The 17,148-nt window shown below is 66.9% G+C and carries 17 protein-coding genes; 11 read left to right on the top strand and 6 right to left on the bottom strand.

Annotated elements, in window-relative coordinates; genetic code table 11:
* Positions 1-54: 54 nt before the first annotated feature.
* The 6 genes from pheA (at position 55) to AB431_RS28175 (ending at position 5,936) form a co-directional block, all read left to right on the top strand.
* Positions 55-972: a prephenate dehydratase gene (gene pheA, locus AB431_RS28205; RefSeq protein WP_047332732.1), complete on the top strand. Its 918-nt coding sequence runs from the start codon at positions 55-57 to the stop codon at positions 970-972.
* On the top strand, positions 969-1,655 hold the full coding sequence (locus AB431_RS28200) for a histidine phosphatase family protein (protein ID WP_047332731.1): 687 nt from the start codon (positions 969-971) through the stop codon (positions 1,653-1,655). Before pheA ends, AB431_RS28200 begins: the two co-directional genes overlap by 4 nt.
* A 413-nt stretch (positions 1,656-2,068) precedes the next feature.
* On the top strand, positions 2,069-2,332 hold the full coding sequence (locus AB431_RS28190; RefSeq protein WP_047332729.1) for a hypothetical protein: 264 nt from the start codon (positions 2,069-2,071) through the stop codon (positions 2,330-2,332).
* Between the two features lie 90 nt (positions 2,333-2,422).
* A complete protein-coding gene (locus tag AB431_RS28185) occupies positions 2,423-3,979 on the top strand; it encodes a S53 family peptidase (RefSeq protein WP_052960492.1) in 1,557 nt (518 codons plus the stop codon).
* Entirely contained in the window at positions 3,976-5,196 is a 1,221-nt protein-coding gene (locus AB431_RS28180; RefSeq protein WP_047332728.1) for a zinc ribbon domain-containing protein, read from the top strand. Before AB431_RS28185 ends, AB431_RS28180 begins: the two co-directional genes overlap by 4 nt.
* Before the next feature lie 59 nt (positions 5,197-5,255).
* A complete protein-coding gene (locus tag AB431_RS28175; protein ID WP_047333876.1) occupies positions 5,256-5,936 on the top strand; it encodes a hypothetical protein in 681 nt (226 codons plus the stop codon).
* Between the two features lie 6 nt (positions 5,937-5,942).
* On the opposite strand, the gene AB431_RS28170 is transcribed toward AB431_RS28175, so the two are convergent.
* Both AB431_RS28170 and AB431_RS28165 read right to left on the bottom strand, forming a co-directional pair.
* Positions 5,943-6,293: a metallopeptidase family protein gene (locus tag AB431_RS28170; RefSeq protein WP_047332727.1), complete on the bottom strand. Its 351-nt coding sequence runs from the start codon at positions 6,291-6,293 to the stop codon at positions 5,943-5,945.
* Complete coding sequence (locus AB431_RS28165) at positions 6,293-7,675, bottom strand: septum formation family protein (protein WP_047332726.1); 1,383 nt, start codon at positions 7,673-7,675, stop codon at positions 6,293-6,295. Before AB431_RS28165 ends, AB431_RS28170 begins: the two co-directional genes overlap by 1 nt.
* A 128-nt stretch (positions 7,676-7,803) precedes the next feature.
* Between AB431_RS28165 and serS the strand changes: the two genes are divergently transcribed.
* Positions 7,804-9,057, top strand: coding sequence for a serine--tRNA ligase (gene serS, locus AB431_RS28160; RefSeq protein WP_047332725.1), 1,254 nt, complete (start codon positions 7,804-7,806; stop codon positions 9,055-9,057).
* Positions 9,054-9,872, top strand: a complete 819-nt coding sequence (locus tag AB431_RS28155; protein WP_047332724.1) for a DUF5718 family protein — start codon at positions 9,054-9,056, stop codon at positions 9,870-9,872. Before serS ends, AB431_RS28155 begins: the two co-directional genes overlap by 4 nt.
* A gap of 98 nt (positions 9,873-9,970) precedes the next feature.
* Here AB431_RS28155 and AB431_RS28150 read toward each other — a convergent pair whose 3' ends face one another.
* Both AB431_RS28150 and AB431_RS28145 read right to left on the bottom strand, forming a co-directional pair.
* Positions 9,971-10,309: a hypothetical protein gene (locus AB431_RS28150; protein ID WP_047332723.1), complete on the bottom strand. Its 339-nt coding sequence runs from the start codon at positions 10,307-10,309 to the stop codon at positions 9,971-9,973.
* Positions 10,306-11,856: a Rieske 2Fe-2S domain-containing protein gene (locus tag AB431_RS28145; RefSeq protein WP_047332722.1), complete on the bottom strand. Its 1,551-nt coding sequence runs from the start codon at positions 11,854-11,856 to the stop codon at positions 10,306-10,308. Before AB431_RS28145 ends, AB431_RS28150 begins: the two co-directional genes overlap by 4 nt.
* A gap of 74 nt (positions 11,857-11,930) precedes the next feature.
* On the opposite strand from AB431_RS28145, the gene AB431_RS28140 reads away from it, so the two are divergent.
* The 3 genes from AB431_RS28140 to AB431_RS28130 are packed head-to-tail and all read left to right on the top strand — an operon-like array spanning position 11,931 to position 14,271.
* Positions 11,931-12,707 (top strand): 1-acyl-sn-glycerol-3-phosphate acyltransferase, encoded by a 777-nt coding sequence (locus tag AB431_RS28140; RefSeq protein ID WP_047332721.1) that lies wholly within the window; start codon positions 11,931-11,933, stop codon positions 12,705-12,707.
* 5 nt (positions 12,708-12,712) lie between these two features.
* On the top strand, positions 12,713-13,459 hold the full coding sequence (locus AB431_RS28135; protein ID WP_047332720.1) for a 1-acyl-sn-glycerol-3-phosphate acyltransferase: 747 nt from the start codon (positions 12,713-12,715) through the stop codon (positions 13,457-13,459).
* Complete coding sequence (locus AB431_RS28130; RefSeq protein ID WP_082135828.1) at positions 13,459-14,271, top strand: Cof-type HAD-IIB family hydrolase; 813 nt, start codon at positions 13,459-13,461, stop codon at positions 14,269-14,271. The genes AB431_RS28135 and AB431_RS28130 overlap by 1 nt, the downstream gene beginning before the upstream one ends.
* Here AB431_RS28130 and AB431_RS28125 read toward each other — a convergent pair whose 3' ends face one another.
* Together AB431_RS28125 and AB431_RS28120 are read right to left on the bottom strand one after the other, a co-directional pair.
* Positions 14,272-15,900: an N-acetylmuramoyl-L-alanine amidase gene (locus tag AB431_RS28125; RefSeq protein ID WP_047332718.1), complete on the bottom strand. Its 1,629-nt coding sequence runs from the start codon at positions 15,898-15,900 to the stop codon at positions 14,272-14,274. It lies immediately after the preceding gene.
* A gap of 162 nt (positions 15,901-16,062) precedes the next feature.
* Complete coding sequence (locus AB431_RS28120) at positions 16,063-17,016, bottom strand: exported repetitive protein Erp (protein ID WP_047332717.1); 954 nt, start codon at positions 17,014-17,016, stop codon at positions 16,063-16,065.
* Positions 17,017-17,148 lie beyond the last annotated feature (132 nt).

Raw genomic sequence — 17,148 nt, 5'->3', positions numbered from 1 at the left:
ACAGCGGTGGTCGCGCAAGGCTTTCCCGTGGCACGGACCCGATAGGGTTGAACCGTGGCCCGCATCGCCTACCTCGGTCCAGAGGGGACGTTCACCGAAGCGGCACTGCTCAAGATGTGCGCTGCCGGAGTGATTCCGGGTGACGGCGGTACGCAGCCCGAGCCGATGGACAGCACTCCGGCGGCGTTGGCGGCCGTTCGGGACGGCACGGCCGATTTCGCATGTGTCCCGATCGAGAACTCCATCGAGGGAAGCGTGTTGCCGACCCTGGACAGCCTGGCCAGCGGCGAACCGCTCCAGATCTACGCCGAGCTGACGCTCGATGTCGCGTTCAGCATCGTCGTGCGCGACGACAACGACGGCGCCGCGGTACGGACCGTCGCCGCGTTTCCCATCGCCGCGGCGCAGGTGCGCCGGTGGCTGGCCGAGCACCTGCCCGACGCAGGACTGGTCCCGGCCAACTCGAATGCCGCTGCCGCTCAGGAGGTTGCCGCCGGTCGCGCCGATGCCGGTGTCAGCACGGCCCTGGCCGCGCAGCGGTACGGACTGGCCACCCTCGCTGACGGCGTGGTCGACGAGCCCAACGCCAGGACCCGGTTCGTCCTGGTCGGCCGGCCCGGGCCGCCGCCGGCGCGTACTGGCGCCGACCGCACCTCAGTGGTGCTGCGACTCGCCAACACCCCCGGTGCGCTGGTGTCGGCGATGACCGAGTTCAGCATCCGTGACATCGACCTGACTCGCATCGAATCCCGGCCCACCCGAATCGAATTGGGCACGTACGTGTTCTTCCTGGACTGCGTCGGCCACATCGACGACTCCGCGGTGGCCGAGGCGCTCAAGGCCTTGCATCGCCGCTGCACCGATGTGCGGTATCTGGGTTCGTGGCCGACGGAATCGGCGACCGGTGCGACGCCGCCGCAACCCGATGAGGCCGACCGCTGGCTGATGCGACTCAAAGGCGGCCCGGCATGAGCGGACGGCTGATCCTGCTGCGTCACGGGCAGTCGCACGGCAACGTCGAGCGGCGCCTCGACACCCGTCCGCCCGGAGCGGACCTGACGGACCTCGGCCGGCAGCAGGCGCGCGACTTCGCGCTGTCCCGCAGTCGCCGACCGGGGCTGCTGGTGCACTCGGTCGCCCGGCGTGCCGCCCAGACCGCCGAAGAGATCGCCGCCCAACTGCGGTTGTCGGCAGAGGAGTTCCCGGGCATCCACGAGGTGCAGGCCGGCGAACTGGAAGACCGCAACGACGACGAGGCGATCGCGGAGTTCAATGCGATCTACCAGCGTTGGCACCAGGGCGAATTGAACGTCCCCATGCCCGGCGGTGAAAGTGCCGACGACGTGCTGGAGCGCTATCTACCGACGATCACCGATCTGCGGCTGCGCTACCTGGACAACCATGCCTGGACCGATGACATCGTGGTGGTCAGCCACGGCGCCGCGATCCGGTTGATCGCGGCCACCCTCGCGGGGGTGGAGAGCAGTTTCGTCCTCGACCACCATCTGGCCAACACCGAGTCGGTGATCCTGTCGCCGATCACCGACGGCCGGTGGAGCTGTGTGCAGTGGGGATCGCTCAGCCCGCCGTTCTACCCCGAACCTGATGCGCATCCGGTCCAGGACGCACTGGAATCCGTCGACCCGATGGGGTGAGGCGACCTCACACAGCCAACGAGTGCATCGTTTGCTGAGAGCAGTCACACCCGACCGCTTCGCAATCGATGATCAAGGTGTGGAGTGCCAGCTCGGGACCATCGCATTCCGGCTCCGTGCACTCGCCGCGATGCAGGGCGTGGACGATCAGGGTACCGTGGCAATGTGCCAGGCCAGCAGTGCATTCTCGGCAGCTCGGTTCCATGGTTCGTTCATAGCACTGCGGCCCGACGGCGCGCCGTTGCCACGCTGATGCCAGCAAGCTCATTTTCGCCCGTCGCGAAATTAGCTATGCAATAGCTGGTGTGGTGAGATATCTTGAGTGTCCTCGGCCCTTCGGGGGTGGGCTGGTGAACTGCCGGGCCAGCCAGCAACTCAGGGATTAACCCCGGCATACGAAGTAAGGACTGATCATGATGTCAGGTCGTTTGACTCGGCAGATTGCGCTTTTCGCTGGCGGGCTCGCGATTGTCGGGATGGGCACGCTGACCGCGTGCGGTAAGGACAAGGAAAAGTCGCCGGAGAGCACTACGCCGACCACGACGACGAGCGCTCCCGCGCCGTCGCCCACTGAGAAGGCTGTGTCGCCCGGTGGCCCCAACTCGTTCACGCCCACGGTCAAGGCTCCGCCGGCGCCGACCGCGCTGCCGGGCAACGTCATCACCGGCGGCAACTAAGCCGCTCGGTCTGCATCCGCCCTCAGCCCGCCACCGACAGTGATCGGGGTTCAACGCCTCCGGGTGCTGTCTGTGGTGGCGCTGTCGGCGATGCTGACCGCTGCCGTCGTGCTGGTCGTTGATCTGCACCGTTCGCCGGCGCCCGCCGACAGTGGTGCGATCAGCGGCCCGTACGCGTCTTTGCTTGCCAGCTCCGTCGACCTCGGCCCGGCGCGCACCGATCACGTTCAGCTGACTGCCGCACTGCGTGACGACTCTCGCCCGGACCTTCTCATGGGATGGGCTGTCCAACAAGGCCTTTCAGTGCGATGGCGTCCCGGCGACCGCTGGGCGATCCTGGAAGGCGCGCCCGACGCGGTGTCCGGTGCTTTCGATGTGGACGTTCACGACTACCGCGGTAAGCGCGGCCAGGTGTTCTACGCCTCGCCCCAACAGCCATCGGTTCCGCAGGCCCTCGATGTGGAGGTGGCCGGCCTCGGCCGGATCCTCGGCTACACGCCGCACCGCGAATCCAAAACCTGGATGCTGCCGCTCGAGGTGCCGGATCAAGGGCTGAGCCCCAGCGCGCTCTTACGCACCTACAACGCGATGCCATTGCACGACAAGGGGTATAGGGGCAAGGGCACGACGGTCGTCGTCTTCGCATTCGACGGGTTCGATCAGGCCGACCTCGACACCTTCGCGACGACCTTCAATTTGCCGAAGTTCACCCCGGACGTGGTGGGCGGCATGCCACCCGCGCGCCGCGGCGAGGCGACGATGGACCTCGAGGCGGTCCACGCGATCGCCCCCGACGCCAAGAAGGTGCTCGTCAACGCGCGGTCCACGGTCGAGGGCGACGGGTCCTACGAGAAGATCGCCAAACTGATGGAAGACACCGAACGCACGTATCCGGGCGCGGTGTGGAGCTTCTCGATCGGCTGGGGCTGCGACAAGCTCATCACCGCCGCCGACCTGGTGCCGGTGCGCGCGGCGCTGTCGGCTGCGCACCGGTCGGGCACCACGGCGTACGACGCGAGCGGCGACTTGGCCGGACTCGACTGCAAGGGCGGCGACGAATGGTCAGCCCCGCCGAGCGACAACGATGTCGGGCTGGACGCGGTGGCCTCGATGCCGGAGATGACCGACGTCGGCGGCACGACGGTGTCCACCGACGCCAAGGGCGACTGGCTGGCCGAGCAGTCCTGGTTCGACCCGCCGCTGTCCCAGGGCACCGGCGGGGGAGTGTCGGCCCTCTTCGAACGTCCCGAGTGGCAGCAGAACCTCACCGCCCCCAAGGGTGACGGGAAGCGGTTGACCCCCGATATCGCGGCCGTCGCCGACCCCTTCACCGGTGTGCAGATCGTGTTCAACCAGCAGGTCATCGTCGGTGGTGGCACGTCGCTGGCGGCGCCCATCTGGGCCGGGCTGACCGCGTTGATGAACCAGTTCGTGGTCGACAAGGGTGGCTCACTGATCGGCAACATCAACCCGGTGCTGTACACCATCGCCGAGGGCACACCGCTGCCCGCGTTTCGGGACGTCGTTCTGGGCGGCAACGCCGTGGCCAACGCCGGGCCCGGATACGACCTGGTGACCGGCCTGGGTACTCCGAATGTCGAGAACCTCGCGCAGAATATTCTCGTGACTCAGAAGGTGGTCGGATGAGTTCGCCGGAGAACGGGATCGATGACGTCCCGAAGATGGAGTGTTCGGTCTGTCAGATCGACGTCCCGGCCGGAGCGTTCTGCGGCTACTGCGGTGCCCACGCCACCGACGAACACCGGCGGGGGCCGCGCTGGTTGGCCCGGTTGCGCGGCGACACCTTCGGCGCGTCGCCCGGCGAAAGCGTGTTGCTGCCAGCGATCGCCAGCTCGCTGTTCCCTCATTTGCCACAGCGCTCGCGCACGCCGTTCCGGGTAGGGCTGGCTCTCATCCTGCTCGGCCTCGTCGTCTTCGCCGTCGTCAAGATGCCGGCCGCGCTGATCACGGTCGCGGCGCTCGGCCTGCCGCTGTTGTTCGTGCTGTATCTCGCCGAATCGGCGGTCTATCGCGACATGTCGCCATGGTCTTTGGCGCTGGCCGGCACGCTGGGCGCGGCACTCGGTGTGGGCTGGACGCTGTTGACCGGCCAGATGGTCGCCCGCGCCTACGGCGTCCCGATGGCCGCAGGCATGGCCATTCACCACCTCGTGCGTGAAGGCATCATCATTCCCGCCGGCGGAATGGTGCTGATGCTGGTGCCCATCGTTCTCGTGCGCCTGCTGCGACCAAACTCACGAGAATCGTTGGACGGCTTCGTGGTTGGTGCGCTGACGGCATTGACCTTCGCCGCCGGCGCGACTCTGACCCGGCTGGCTCCGCAGTTCGCCACCGGGCTCTTGGCGCGCAGCCGGCCAATCAAGGGGCTCATCGTCGAAGCTCTGCTGTGCGGGGTGACGATTCCACTCACCGCCGCGGCGGCCGGTGGCATGATCGGTATCGCCTTGTGGTTCAAGGGCCAGAACTCCAACCCCCACGAGCGCCCGAGCCGGATCCGTGCCCTGCTTTTCGTCCTGGCCATCGTGGTCGTGCTCATCCACGTCGGGGTAGCGGTCACCGACATCATGGGGATGCCGCAACTCCGGATGCTCACGGTTCACCTCGTCATGACGGCGGTGGTGTTGGTGCTGCTGCGAATCGGGTTGCAGCTGGCGCTGATTCATGAGGCTCACGATCCGATCGAGCAAGACGAGCCGATACTGTGCATCCACTGTCAGCACGTGGTGCCCGACATGGCCTTCTGTCCGGCGTGTGGCGTGGCGACCAGGGCGTCGTCGCGTGCGTCGCGACATGAGCGGCGCGAGCTGCGCCCGGTGCGGCAGGTCGCCGCGGAGGGGTCGTGACCACACCTTCGGCTGCTTCCGATTCGGAGCAGTTCGTCGGCTACGCACTGCCGGCGGGCATGTACGTCGCCCCGGAGATTCGGCATACCCGATTCAGCCGCACGATCGGGCTGTGGACGGCGGGGATCGTCGTCGTCGCCCTGATTCTGGTCGGGGTGTCGTTGTCGGTCACCAAGAAGGTTCCGCGCTACATGTGCCCGCCGGAATGCGGTGCTCCACCGATGGGCACACCGGTGACGGGTCTGCCCCGCTTCACTGCGCCCGACGGATCGTTCTCGGTGTCGTATCCGACACCGAATTCGGCCTATGAGGTCTCCACCCAGGCCAACGGCGTGACCGCGAAATTCACCGGCGGGGATACCGGTGTGCTGCAGCTGTTTTCCGAACCGGCCAATGGACGCGATCCGCAGACCATCGCCCGCGACCTGCTGAGAAAGAAATTCCCCGACGCCAAGATCGCCTACGAGATCCCCAATGCGATGGTCGGCTATCAGCCCGGATACGGGGAGGTGGCCGACACCTGGCCGCAGGGCACGTCGAACAGCTACATCCGGCTTCGCACGGTGCTGCTGGTGTCGATCAAGAACGATCTGGCGTTGGTCGCGGGCGCGACCGGTCCGTATCACGCGTTCGGCCCGGACTTCGGGCCCGGCCTACCGTCGGGGGCAAACCTGCAGATCGCCCAGGACATGGGCAAGTACGTGAACAGCTTCACGTGGCAGGGTGACCCGCAACGCTGACGTCGTTCAGCCCCAACCTAATTCGTGCAGCCGGTCGTCATCGATGCCGAAATGGTGTGCGATCTCGTGGATTACGGTGATCGCGACCTCCTCGACTACGTCTGCTTCGGTGTCGCACATGTCGAGCAGCGGCGCCCGATAGATCGTGACGGTATCGGGAAGTGATCCGGCATAGCTCGAATCACGCTCGGTGAGGGCGATTCCCTCGTAGAGGCCCAGCAGCTCTGGATCGTCCGGGTGGTGATCCTCGACCATGATCACGACGTTGTCGATCGCCTTGGCCAGCCCGGGCGGAATCAAATCCAGCGCGTCGCCGACCAATTCCTCGAACCGCGCCGGCTCCATCCGGACGGGCACTAGGCCGGCGGCGGAACGGGGGCGTCGGCCGGCCCGGGCGGCGGACCAGCGGCCGGCGGGGGCCCGTCCATCGGCGGCGCACCCGGCGCCGGCGCCGGCGGGCCAGCGGGCACCGGCTCCCCGTTGACCACGTTGCCGTCGGTCGGCGGCGGCACCGCGGCGGCCGTGGTGGGTGCCGCAGTCGACGTGGGCGCCTGGGTCTGCTGCTGCGGCAGGTGCTGGGTCTGGGTCGACTGGGTGGACTGGCTCGACCCGCTGCTACTGCTGTCGGTGGTCGACGGCGAGTACTGCGTCGTCGGAACGTCCGGCATCAGCGGGATCGACGGAAGGCTCAGCCGCTCCTGCGGGATATCCGGCGGTGGGATGGGGGGCATGCCGTTGATCAGCAGAGCCCCCTTGGCGGGATTGATCAGGGTCGCCCAGCCGCCGTTGCCCAGGGTGGCGCCGATGCTGCAAGCCACCTGGTGACTGCCCGCGGTCCAGCTGGGCAGCGCGATCGTGCTGTAGATGAGGGTCAGCGTGGTCGACCGCAGCTGCAGCGGCGCGAGGTAGGCGTCGGTCATCCGAGTGCAGGAATCCTTGATGTAGGCGTCCTGCTCGGCATCCGAGGGCAGCCCGCCGGAGAACTTCTCCGCCAGGTTCACCGCACCGGTGACCTCCATGGCGTGCGGGGCGCCGCAGTCGACCGGGATGTCATTCGGCTGGTTGGTGGGCGGATCGATGCCGAGGCAGGTGCCGGCAGGCCAGACCTTGGACTGGTCGATCTCGGCCACCCGACCCTTGAAGGCAGTCTGCTGGTTGTCGGTCCCCGGCAGCTGCAGACCGCAGAGCATGCGCCGCTCGCCGTCCTGCTTCCACGCCTTGTCACCGGACCACAGCATGCTTACCGAGAACTTGCTGTTCGGGTCGAACTTGGTGCCGAGGTAGCGCTCGACGGCCGGCTGGCACTGCTCGAGGCTGATCTGCTGAATCCGCGCGGCGCTCGGCGGCGCGGCGTTCGGCCCGTACTCGGTCCCGGGGTAGGTGCGCATGTCGACCGATTCGGCGACCTCGAACTTGTGGTCGCCCTTGCAGTCCACGATGGTGGCCGCGTCCGGACTCTTGTCCGGCCACGTCAGGCAGCTACCGGATTTGGCGTTGGCGAAGGCTGCTGTGCCCTTTGCTCCCGACAACGGGTCCGAGCCGGCGTACCCGGCGAGCCGGTTGTTGTAGCCGATCGGCAAAGCGGTGACGACACCGGCGATCAACAGGCCGCCGAGCGCGGTCAGCAACAGCGCCCGTCGGGTCGACGTGGCCTGGAAAGTGCCTAGGAACGTTCGCCTCGGCGCGCCCGGTTCGGGCAGCTCAGGCGTCACGTCCTCGTGCTCGGATAACTGCAGCATCGCCTCTATTGTGGCAGGCGCGCCGAGGTCTGTGACAAGTGATGCAGTTGTACTGTTATGGGGTTGTGCTGTGCGATCGGCCGGAGGGGCCGACGCGGCGGCCGACGCCAATAGCTAGGGTTGCGGGCGTGATCGACCTGAAACTGCTGCGCGACGACCCCGATGCGGTACGGCGGTCCCAGCTCAGCCGTGGTGAGGACCCGGGCCTCGTCGACGCCTTGCTGGATGCCGACACCGCCCGTCGGGCGGCGATATCGAAGGCCGACTCACTGCGGGCCGAGCAGAAGTCCGCCAGTAAGAAGGTCGGCTCGGCCTCACCGGACGAGCGGCCCGCGCTGCTCGAACACGCTAAAGAGCTTGCCGCGCAGGTCAAATCGGCCGAAGCCGAGCAGGCCGCGGCCGAAGCGGCGTTCACCGCCGCTCACCTGGGCATTCAGAACGTCATCATCCCGGGCGTTCCATCCGGCGGCGAGGACGATTTCGTCGTTCTCGACGTGGTCGGTCAGCCGCGGGACATGGCGAACCCGAAGGACCACCTCGAACTCGGCGAATCGCTCGGGCTGATCGATATGGAGCGCGGCGCCAAGGTGTCCGGGTCGCGGTTCTACTTCTTGACCGGTCGCGGCGCGCTGCTGCAGCTCGGCCTGCTGCAGCTGGCGGTGCGGGTGGCGACCGAGAACGGCTTCACGCTGATGATCCCGCCGGTGCTGGTGCGGCCCGAGGTGATGGCAGGCACCGGATTCCTCGGTGCCCACGCCGACGAGGTCTACCACCTCGCGGACGACGACCTGTATCTGGTCGGCACCTCCGAGGTGCCGCTGGCGGGCTACCACTCCGACGAAATCCTGGACCTGTCGAGCGGTCCGCTGCGCTACGCCGGGTGGTCGTCCTGCTTCCGCCGTGAGGCCGGCAGTTACGGCAAGGACACCCGCGGCATCATCCGGGTGCACCAGTTCGACAAGGTGGAGGGATTCGTCTACTGCCGCCCCGAGGACGCCGAGGCTGAACACCAGCGGCTGCTGGGCTGGCAGCGGCAGATGCTCGAGCTCATCGACGTGCCCTACCGGGTGATCGATGTGGCCGCCGGGGATCTCGGCTCATCGGCGGCGCGCAAATTCGACTGCGAGGCATGGGTTCCCACCCAGCAGGCCTATCGCGAGCTGACCTCGACGTCGAATTGCACGACGTTCCAGGCCCGCCGGCTGGCCACCCGCTATCGCGACGAGAACGGCAAGCCGCAGATTGCGGCGACGCTCAACGGGACGCTTGCCACAACGCGGTGGCTGGTCGCGATCCTGGAGAACCATCAACAGCCTGACGGCAGCGTGCGTGTTCCCGCCGCCCTGGTGCCTTACGTGGGGACGGAGGTCCTGCAACCGTGATCGAACTCGACCTCGACGAGGTCAAAAGCTGGTTCGGCTTCGGCGTCGCCGGCAACTTCGCCGGCCACCTCGAACAAGCCGGTGAAGCAGTCGATTTCGTCAACGTCGCCAGCGAGGGTGCTGCGCCCAAGGGGATCTTCCCCTGGTACGCGCCCGGTCACGACAGCTTTTTGGGGGAGTTCCCGCTGTCCCACGACGCGCTGATCGTGCCCACGGAAGGCGCCGAGGATGGCGGCCCGCTGAACCTGCAGATCGAGCCCGAGGTCGGGTTGGCCTGTGACGTGGTGTGGGAGGGCGACACCGTGGTCACACTGCGGCCCTTCGCGCTCGGAGCGTTCAACGACTGCTCGATCCGCCGCCCGAACGCACCCAAGATCAGCTACAAGAAGAACTGGGGCCCGGCATCTAAAGGCGTTGCGCAGCAGTTCTTCGACACCCACGACCTCACCCCGGACGGGCCGACCGCGACACTGCGGTTGTTGTGCCATCTGCGTACTGCCGACGGCGTACACCACGAATACGGGGTCGACAGCCCGCTTTTGGGCTACTCGTACTATGGCGAGGTGCTGCTGGACTGGATCGTCGAGCGGCTGGCGAACCAAAAGGGTTCTCCCGATACGCCTTTGGAAGATGTTGGCGCGTTGATGGTGGCGTGCGGGCGCCCGCAGCGGGTGCTCATCGGAATCGGCGCCACCCGCTACACGAAGCTTGGCGAATCGACGTATCTGCAGCCCGGTGACGAGGCCATCGTGCGGGTCTATGACACCGACAGCGACGCGGCATCCGAACTGCGACAGCTGGTCTGGCAGCCCTAGTCTTTCGTATCCCCGCGCCCAAACCGACGTTTGGCAGGGAAAGTTCGAGTCGATCGCAGCATTTCGTCGATCTCGGCGAAGATCGTGATGTGTAGGCGTTACCGCCCGAGCAGTTCGTCCAGAACCGACAGGAACTCGCGCGGTTTGACCGGGGTGAACGCCGGACTCGGATAGGTGCCGGGCACATCCAACGTCACCAGTGTCGACTTCACCGGACGGTAGATGTCCAGCGGCAGCCAGCGTCGCAGATCCGAACTGCCCCAGAGCCGGAAGCGCTGCATCCAGAACCCCAGCGGCTCGGACTTGTAACCGCGAATCGACTGCAGAGGAATCACTTTGGCCGTGCCCGATGGAAAGTGGTAGCGCCGCAACGTCAATGCGTGGCGATCCAGTTGCACCAGGCCGTCGTCGTAGTGCTGCTGTGGCGGGGCGCTCATTGCCGGGAACACCGCAGCTCGTGACCCTTGGTCGTCAGGCATCGTCCGGTCTCCAGATTCCATTGCCAGCCGTGCAGATTGCACGTCAACGTCGAGCCTTCCACCACGCCGAATTTCGACAGGTCAGCCTTCAGGTGCGGGCACCGACGTTGCATCTTATAGCCACCCAACTCCACGTCGCTGGTGTCGTCGTGCGTCTCGGCGAACCAGCCGTCGGCGTAGGCGATCCGCTCATCGGTCAGGCACTTGAAGAAGGTGTACAGATACTCGTTGTAGCCGCCGACCCGCCACGCCCGGAACCGGGTGGACAGGAAGATGGTGTTGACCCAGTCGGGCTCGTCGTCGCGCAGCACCGTCCGCACCAGTTCCGGTGCGATCTCGAAGCCATAACGGAACTTCTCGTCGGCAATCGGCTCGCGCACAGCGCGTTTCGGGAAGTCAAGCACGATAGTCTCGGGCCCGAGCCGAAGCTCCACCGCATAGCCGATGCCGTCGCAGATCTGGTCGCTCTGCAGCATGATCGGCTCGAACTTCGCGCGCAGCGGTTCCAGCAGTGACTCGCCTGTCGCCGGCGCCCACCGGGCCTTCTCGGCGGCCAGCACCGGAGCCATCCGCTCGGCGTAGGAGGCGATGTAGTCGGCCTTGCCGGTGGTGAAGATCGCCTCGACCTCGACGGTGGGGATCGGGTGCTCCAGCGAATTCAATTCCCGCCCAGTGAAATCGGCCACCGAACCGGGGATCATCAGCAGACCGCCGTCATTGCCGTTCCGCCGCATCTGGTCCAGGAACACCATCTGGTCGGGGAAGATGTTGGCGGGATCGCCGTGGTCGTCGTTGAGGTAGCGCAGCTCGGGGTCCAGGAAGCACGGCGGGCCTGCCGACGGGATGACCCAGGTCGCATCGACATCGGCGATGAACTGCCGGCAGCGGTCCATTCCACGCTGCCGTTTCTGAGTGCCGAACGACTGCTTGGCACGCTCGGGCATGTCGTAGACCATCGGATACCAGATCGCGCCCGAGTACTGCAGCATGTGCACGTCGATGTGGCCGAAGGCCTCGGCCAGTACGTCCACCGCCAGTGGCCGAGAGTCGTTCATGTTGAACACCGTCGTGGTGCCGTCGGAAACGATCAACCCGGAGTCGCCGATGGGCCCGTCGGCCGGGGCGCGCAGCGCGACGATCATCACGTCCAGCTCGCCCTTTGGTCCACTGATCCGGTGCTTGACGGAGTCGGCCGTCTCGTAGAACGAGTGAAAGCCCAGCGCTTCGAGTTCGCGCTTGAGGTCGGGCACCGGGAAGTCCGGTAACAAGACCACGGCGTCCTTGTTGACGTGCTCGGCGAGCAACTTGGGGTCGAAGTGATCCTTGTGCAAGTGCGAAACGTAGAGGTAGTCGCAGTCACCCAGTGCAGCCCAGTCCAGGCCGCTGTTGTCGGGGAAGACGAACCACGAGCCGAAATACGCAGGCGTCAGCCACGGGTCGCACAGAATGCTTCCCGCCGTTGTGTCAATCCGAAAACCGGCATGGCCGATGCTGGTGACCTGCACAAATCCCCTTTTCCGTGGTAGCTGTACCCGCCACGAGCTTAGCTGCCGGAAGTTCGCGAGATAGGCTGACCGCTGTGGAACCGGTATACGGAACGGTCATTCAGCTCGCCCGCCTGATCTGGCGCGTGCAGGGCTTGAAGTTCACGGTCACCGGCGTCGAGAACCTGCCCGCCACCGGTGGGGCGGTCGTGGCGATCAACCACACCAGCTACTTCGACTTCACCTTCGCCGGACTGCCTGCCTATCTGCAGGGCCACGGCCGCAAGGTGCGGTTCATGGCCAAGCGCGAGGTGTTCGACGCCAAGGCCACCGGCCCGATCATGCGCAGCTTGCGCCACATCCCGGTGGACCGGGCCAGCGGCGCCGCCTCTTTCGACGCGGCGTGCCTGGCGCTGAAGGCCGGGGAGCTGGTCGGTGTTTATCCCGAGGCGACGATCAGCCGCAGCTTCGAGCTCAAGGAGTTCAAGTCCGGGGCGGCGCGGATGGCTCTGGCAGCCGACGTGCCGATCATCCCGCACATCGTGTGGGGCGCCCAGCGCATCTGGACCAAGGGGCACCCGCGCAAGATGTGGCGTCCCAAGGTGCCGATCTCGATCGCGGTCGGCGAGCCCATCGAGCCGACGCTGCCGGCCAATGAGCTGACCGCGCTGCTGCACTCGCGCATGCAACATCTGCTCGAACGCGTACAGGACGACTACGGCCCTTACCCGCCCGGCGAATTCTGGGTGCCGCGGCGGTTGGGCGGGAGTGCTCCGACGCTGGCCGAAGCCTCCGCCATGGACGCCGCCGAGGCCGCCGAGAAAGCCGCCAGGCGGGCCGAGCGCCCGGACCCCCCAGGGCCGCCGGGGTAGCCAGCATGGAACCCGTTTTCCGCACCCTGGAGATCGCAGCCTCGATGGCGGTCCGGGCGGCGGGGACCAAGATCACATTCGAGGGTCTCGACAACATCCCCGCCCACGGCGGCGCCGTTGTCGCAATCAATCACACCAGCTACGTCGATTTCCTGCCCGCCGCGCTCGGCACCCGGCGGCGCAGGCGTCGCATCCGATTCATGATCAAGGCGGAGATGCAAAACGTGCGGGTGGTCAACTTCCTCATCAAGCACACCGGCACAATCCCGGTGAACCGGCAGGCCGGTGCCGACGCGTACGCCGAGGCGGTGCGCCGGCTCAAGGCGGGTGAGCTCGTCGGGGTGTACCCCGAGGCAACGATCAGCCGGGCGTTCGTACTCAAGGACTTCAAGAGCGGAGCCGCGCGCATGGCGCTGGAGGCACAGGTGCCCATCGTCCCCTGCATTGTCTGGGGAGCCCACCGGGTGTGGACCAAGGATCATCCGAAACAATTGGGACGCAACGGGATTCCGTTCACCGTCCGATATGGTCGGCCGCTGCCGCCGGTGGGCACGGCAACGGAACTGGAAGCGACGCTCAGAGAGCAGATGAGCACGATCCTGCGTGAGGTGCAGACGGCGTATCCGCATCCGGACGGTGAGTACTGGGTGCCGGCGGAACTCGGGGGCGGGGCGCCCACCCTCGAGGAGGCCAAGAAACTCGACGAGGCCGAGTTGGCCGAACGTGCGCGCCGCGCAACGGAACACCGTTGATGCTGCCCGCGATGATCGCCACCGACGTGGACGGCACCCTTCTGGACGAGGACGAGCACGTCACCGCGCGCACCCGCCGCGCGGTGCAGGCCGCGGTGGCCGCGGGTGTTCAGTTCGTGTTGGCCACCGGCCGCCCGCCGCGGTGGATCCCGCCGATCGTCGAAGAGCTGGGGTTCGCGCCGATGGCGGTGTGCGCCAACGGTGCCGTGATCTACGACCCCGAGCAGGACCGCATCATCTCCGCGCGCACGTTGAGCATCGAGGTCCTCAGCGAGCTCGCGGACATCGCTACTCGGGTGATCCCGGATGCGGGCCTGGCCGTCGAGCGGGTCGGCCGCAGCGCGCACGACTCGGCGACACCGCAATTCGTCAGCTCACCGGGATACGAGCACGCCTGGCTCAACCCGGACAACACCGAGGTTGCGATCGAGGACCTGCTCAGCGCACCCGCAGTGAAGCTCCTGATTCGTAAGGCCGGTGCCCGCAGTGCGGATATGGCGGCCGCGCTCGCCGAACACATCGGGCCTCACGGCGATATCACCTACTCCACCAATAACGGCTTGATCGAAATCAACCCGACCGGGACCAGTAAGGCGACGGGCGTCGAACACATCGCCCGACCCCTGGGTATCGCCGCCGATGAGGTGGTCGCGTTCGGTGACATGCCCAACGATGTCCCGATGCTGCGCTGGGCCGGCCTCGGCGTCGCGATGGGCAATGCCCACCCCGATGCGGTCGCGGCCGCCAACGAGGTGACCGCACCGAACTCCGACGACGGGCTGGCGCGAGTCCTCGAACGTTGGTGGCTCTAGCTAGGTCACCGGGTTGGTGATTCGGCTGAACCGCTCCAGCTGCACCGGGGGCCCGTCGGCGGGGGGTGGCGGCATCACCAGGGTGAGCCCATCGACCACCCGCAACACGTTGTGGGTCTGCCGGTCGAAGTTGAGCGTTCCGTGCTGGAAGTTCTGCACGATCCATTCGGGTTCCTGAATTTCACCGCTGGTCGGCAGGCCCAGGGCACCGCGCTCGTAGCCCAGCGATGCCCAGGCTTCGTAGATTGCACCGGTCAGCGGCTGCGCGGCGGTGGTCGGTGACCAGTAGATGGCGCCGTGTTCGAATGTCACGTACCGCGCATTGCCGTCGGCCGCCGCCTCCGGTGTGGTCGGCATCCCGAGCGGACTGTCTTTGCCGCCCATGGCTTCCCACTTGGCCAGGATCGCGCCGCCGCGCAGCGAGTCCATCAGGTCCGGTGGCCGGTTGAATCTCGATGCGATGTCGCGGATCTGGTTGAGTGCCGCATAGCCGGCGTTGCCCGGGCACGCCGTGTTGCCGACGTCACGGTGGGCGAAGATCGTGGGCAGTGTGGGCGTCGCCCCGGCGGGGAAGAAGGTGTAGTCGCTGCCGGCCGACCGCAGCATCACCGTGCCCGTCGGGTTGACGTGGTCCAGGCCCAGCCGCCAACCGAGCAGCCTGCCGACCGTTCGGACCAGGATTTCGGTGGGCGGCACCTCCTCGAAATCCCCGATCATCGATACGCCCCACACGTCGGTGTTGAAACCGCCTGTGTGCGAACCCAATACATCCTTGGTGATACCGCCGGCCCGGCCCTCGAACACCTGGCCATACTTGTCGACCAACGCGTTGTACGCGATGTCGCACCAGCCCAGGGTGCGGGTGTGATAGGCGTAGATCGAGCGCACGATTTCGGCCGAGTCCTCGGGCGCGTAATCATTGCTGCCCGCGGTGTGATGGACCACCGCGGCCCGAATCCCGTTGCCGTAGGCGGCGTTACCGCAACGGATGTGCTCGTCGGCACCCCACTGGGCGCGGCTGATGATGTTCGGCGGCTGACCCGGTCCCAACGCCGCCGTCGGCAGCTGCCACTGTGAATCGACCGGCGCCTTGGGTGGGGTGATCAAGACCGCCGAAATATTCTGTGCAAAAGGCTGTTCGGCGGTGGCGGGCACGTAGCCGAGTTCCTTGCCGGCATCTAGTCCGGTCTCCGGCGGAGCGGTGGTGACCGGTGCATTGGGCGGCCGGGTGACCGCGATCTGCACCGACGTCGTAGTCCCGACGAAAACGGGGTCGGTGCCGCGCGGACCGCCGCGCTGGCTGTCGTCGGCGTTGGACTCCAAGGTGTCGGCGTCGTACCACGGACCCCAGGAACCGTCGGGTCGCTTCGCGCGCACCCGGGCTGACGTTCCCGTCAGGTCGGTCCCCGTCAGGGCGACCATGGAGAAAGGTTTCTGCTGGCTGATCTCGCGGACCGTCACTCCGCCACCCACTCCGGTCAGCGGTTGCTGCGCGAGAACCGTGTCAGCGGCCTTCGGTCCATCCGAGGGCTGGGAGCCGGGCACGCCGGTGACCGCCCACGGCAAGATCACGACGGTCGCCGCGATCGCAGTGAACACGAGCGTCGGCGCAGGTCGGCGGGACAACACAAGGCGATGTTACGTATGTGCCCTTTGATACCAGTGTTTCGACACGGGCCAGTGTGAAGAAAGTGACATCAGAAGCCTGCAACGGCACCGCAGGGGCCTCTCCGGGTTCACTGACCTAGCGGCCTGACCCACCCTGCGGTGCCGTTCCGACGCAGGTCTTCGTTAACCGGCCGGAGCTGGGGCTGCCGCGGGGGCAGCGGCGGCGGCAGACGAGGCGCTCTGCATGGCCTGGGTGATCGACGGCATGACCACGCCCTTGAGCAAATCGATGGCCTGCCCGACGCCGAGCTGGTTGGCGGCGCTGCTCAGATCACTGATGATCCCGCCGGACTGAGCCGGCGCGCTGGGGATGGCCAGCGAGGGATCGCCCCCGAGGATCGGGTACGTCCCTGCCGCGGGCGCACTGATCGGCACCTCGTTGGGCAGCCCGAGGCCGGTCGCCGACGGGCTGGTCAAGCCCGGCGTGGCCAGCGACGGCGTGCCGGCCCCGAGCTGCGGGGTCGTCAGCGCCGGGTTGGTCAACCCGGGATCGGTCAGCGACGCCGACGCCGACGGCACCGTGGCCCCCGGGGTGGTCAGGCTCGGTGTGGTGAGTCCGGGCGTGGTCAGGCTGGGTGTGGTGAGCCCTGGCGTGCTGACGCTCGGCGTGGTGAGACCCGGCGTGGTCAGGCTCGGTGTGGTGAGACCCGGCGTGGTCAGGCTCGGGGTGGTGAGTCCGGGCGTGGTCAGGCTCGGTGTGGTGAGACCGGGTGTGGTCAGGCTCGGGGTGGTGAGACCGGGCGTGGTCAGGCTCGGCGTGGTGAGTCCGGGCGCGCCCAGACTCGGGGTGGTCAGCGCCGGGCCCGCCTGCGCGGGCTGGGCACCGGCCGGGCTCAACCCGGTCGGCAGCGGCGGCAAGTTGATCCCGAACTGCGACAGGCCCTGCTGCAGCGCGGACATCAACTCGTTGGGCAGATCGGTCACCACCGCAGCGCGGACGAACTCGCGCTGTTCGGGTGCCTTCTGCGGGGTCGCGGTCAGCTCGACCACACCAATAGCGGCAATAGGACTTGCGACGGCCACTGCGGCGACTGCGCTCATGGCTGTCGAGAGCTTGCGTCGACGGCGGTTAGGCACGGAAGTCTCCTCAATATCTAGACAACGTTTCGTGTCTGACTACTTCGTGAGCCCCGAAAACGGCCGTGCGCCGGAACCGAAGCCAACGTGATCGATGGTAAGGGTGTGACTGGTGTGTCTAGAGTGACGATG

This window comes from Mycobacterium sp. EPa45 (assembly GCF_001021385.1).
Taxonomy (GTDB): Bacteria; Actinomycetota; Actinomycetes; order Mycobacteriales; family Mycobacteriaceae; genus Mycobacterium.
The sequence above is the reverse complement of the archived record's forward strand: the minus strand, read 5'-3'. Positions and strand labels throughout refer to the sequence as shown.

Bases quoted from the DNA above. Each gene is read 5' to 3' on its own strand.
- AB431_RS28200 (WP_047332731.1), top strand. From the start codon at position 969: ATGAGCGGACGGCTGATCCTGCTGCGTCACGGGCAGTCGCACGGCAAC.
- AB431_RS28190 (WP_047332729.1), top strand. From the start codon at position 2,069: ATGATGTCAGGTCGTTTGACTCGGCAGATTGCGCTTTTCGCTGGCGGG.
- AB431_RS28185 (WP_052960492.1), top strand. From the start codon at position 2,423: ATGCTGACCGCTGCCGTCGTGCTGGTCGTTGATCTGCACCGTTCGCCG.
- AB431_RS28180 (WP_047332728.1), top strand. From the start codon at position 3,976: ATGAGTTCGCCGGAGAACGGGATCGATGACGTCCCGAAGATGGAGTGT.
- AB431_RS28175 (WP_047333876.1), top strand. From the start codon at position 5,256: ATGTACGTCGCCCCGGAGATTCGGCATACCCGATTCAGCCGCACGATC.
- AB431_RS28165 (WP_047332726.1), bottom strand. From the start codon at position 7,675: ATGCTGCAGTTATCCGAGCACGAGGACGTGACGCCTGAGCTGCCCGAA.
- AB431_RS28150 (WP_047332723.1), bottom strand. From the start codon at position 10,309: ATGAGCGCCCCGCCACAGCAGCACTACGACGACGGCCTGGTGCAACTG.
- AB431_RS28135 (WP_047332720.1), top strand. From the start codon at position 12,713: ATGGAACCCGTTTTCCGCACCCTGGAGATCGCAGCCTCGATGGCGGTC.
- AB431_RS28130 (WP_082135828.1), top strand. From the start codon at position 13,459: ATGCTGCCCGCGATGATCGCCACCGACGTGGACGGCACCCTTCTGGAC.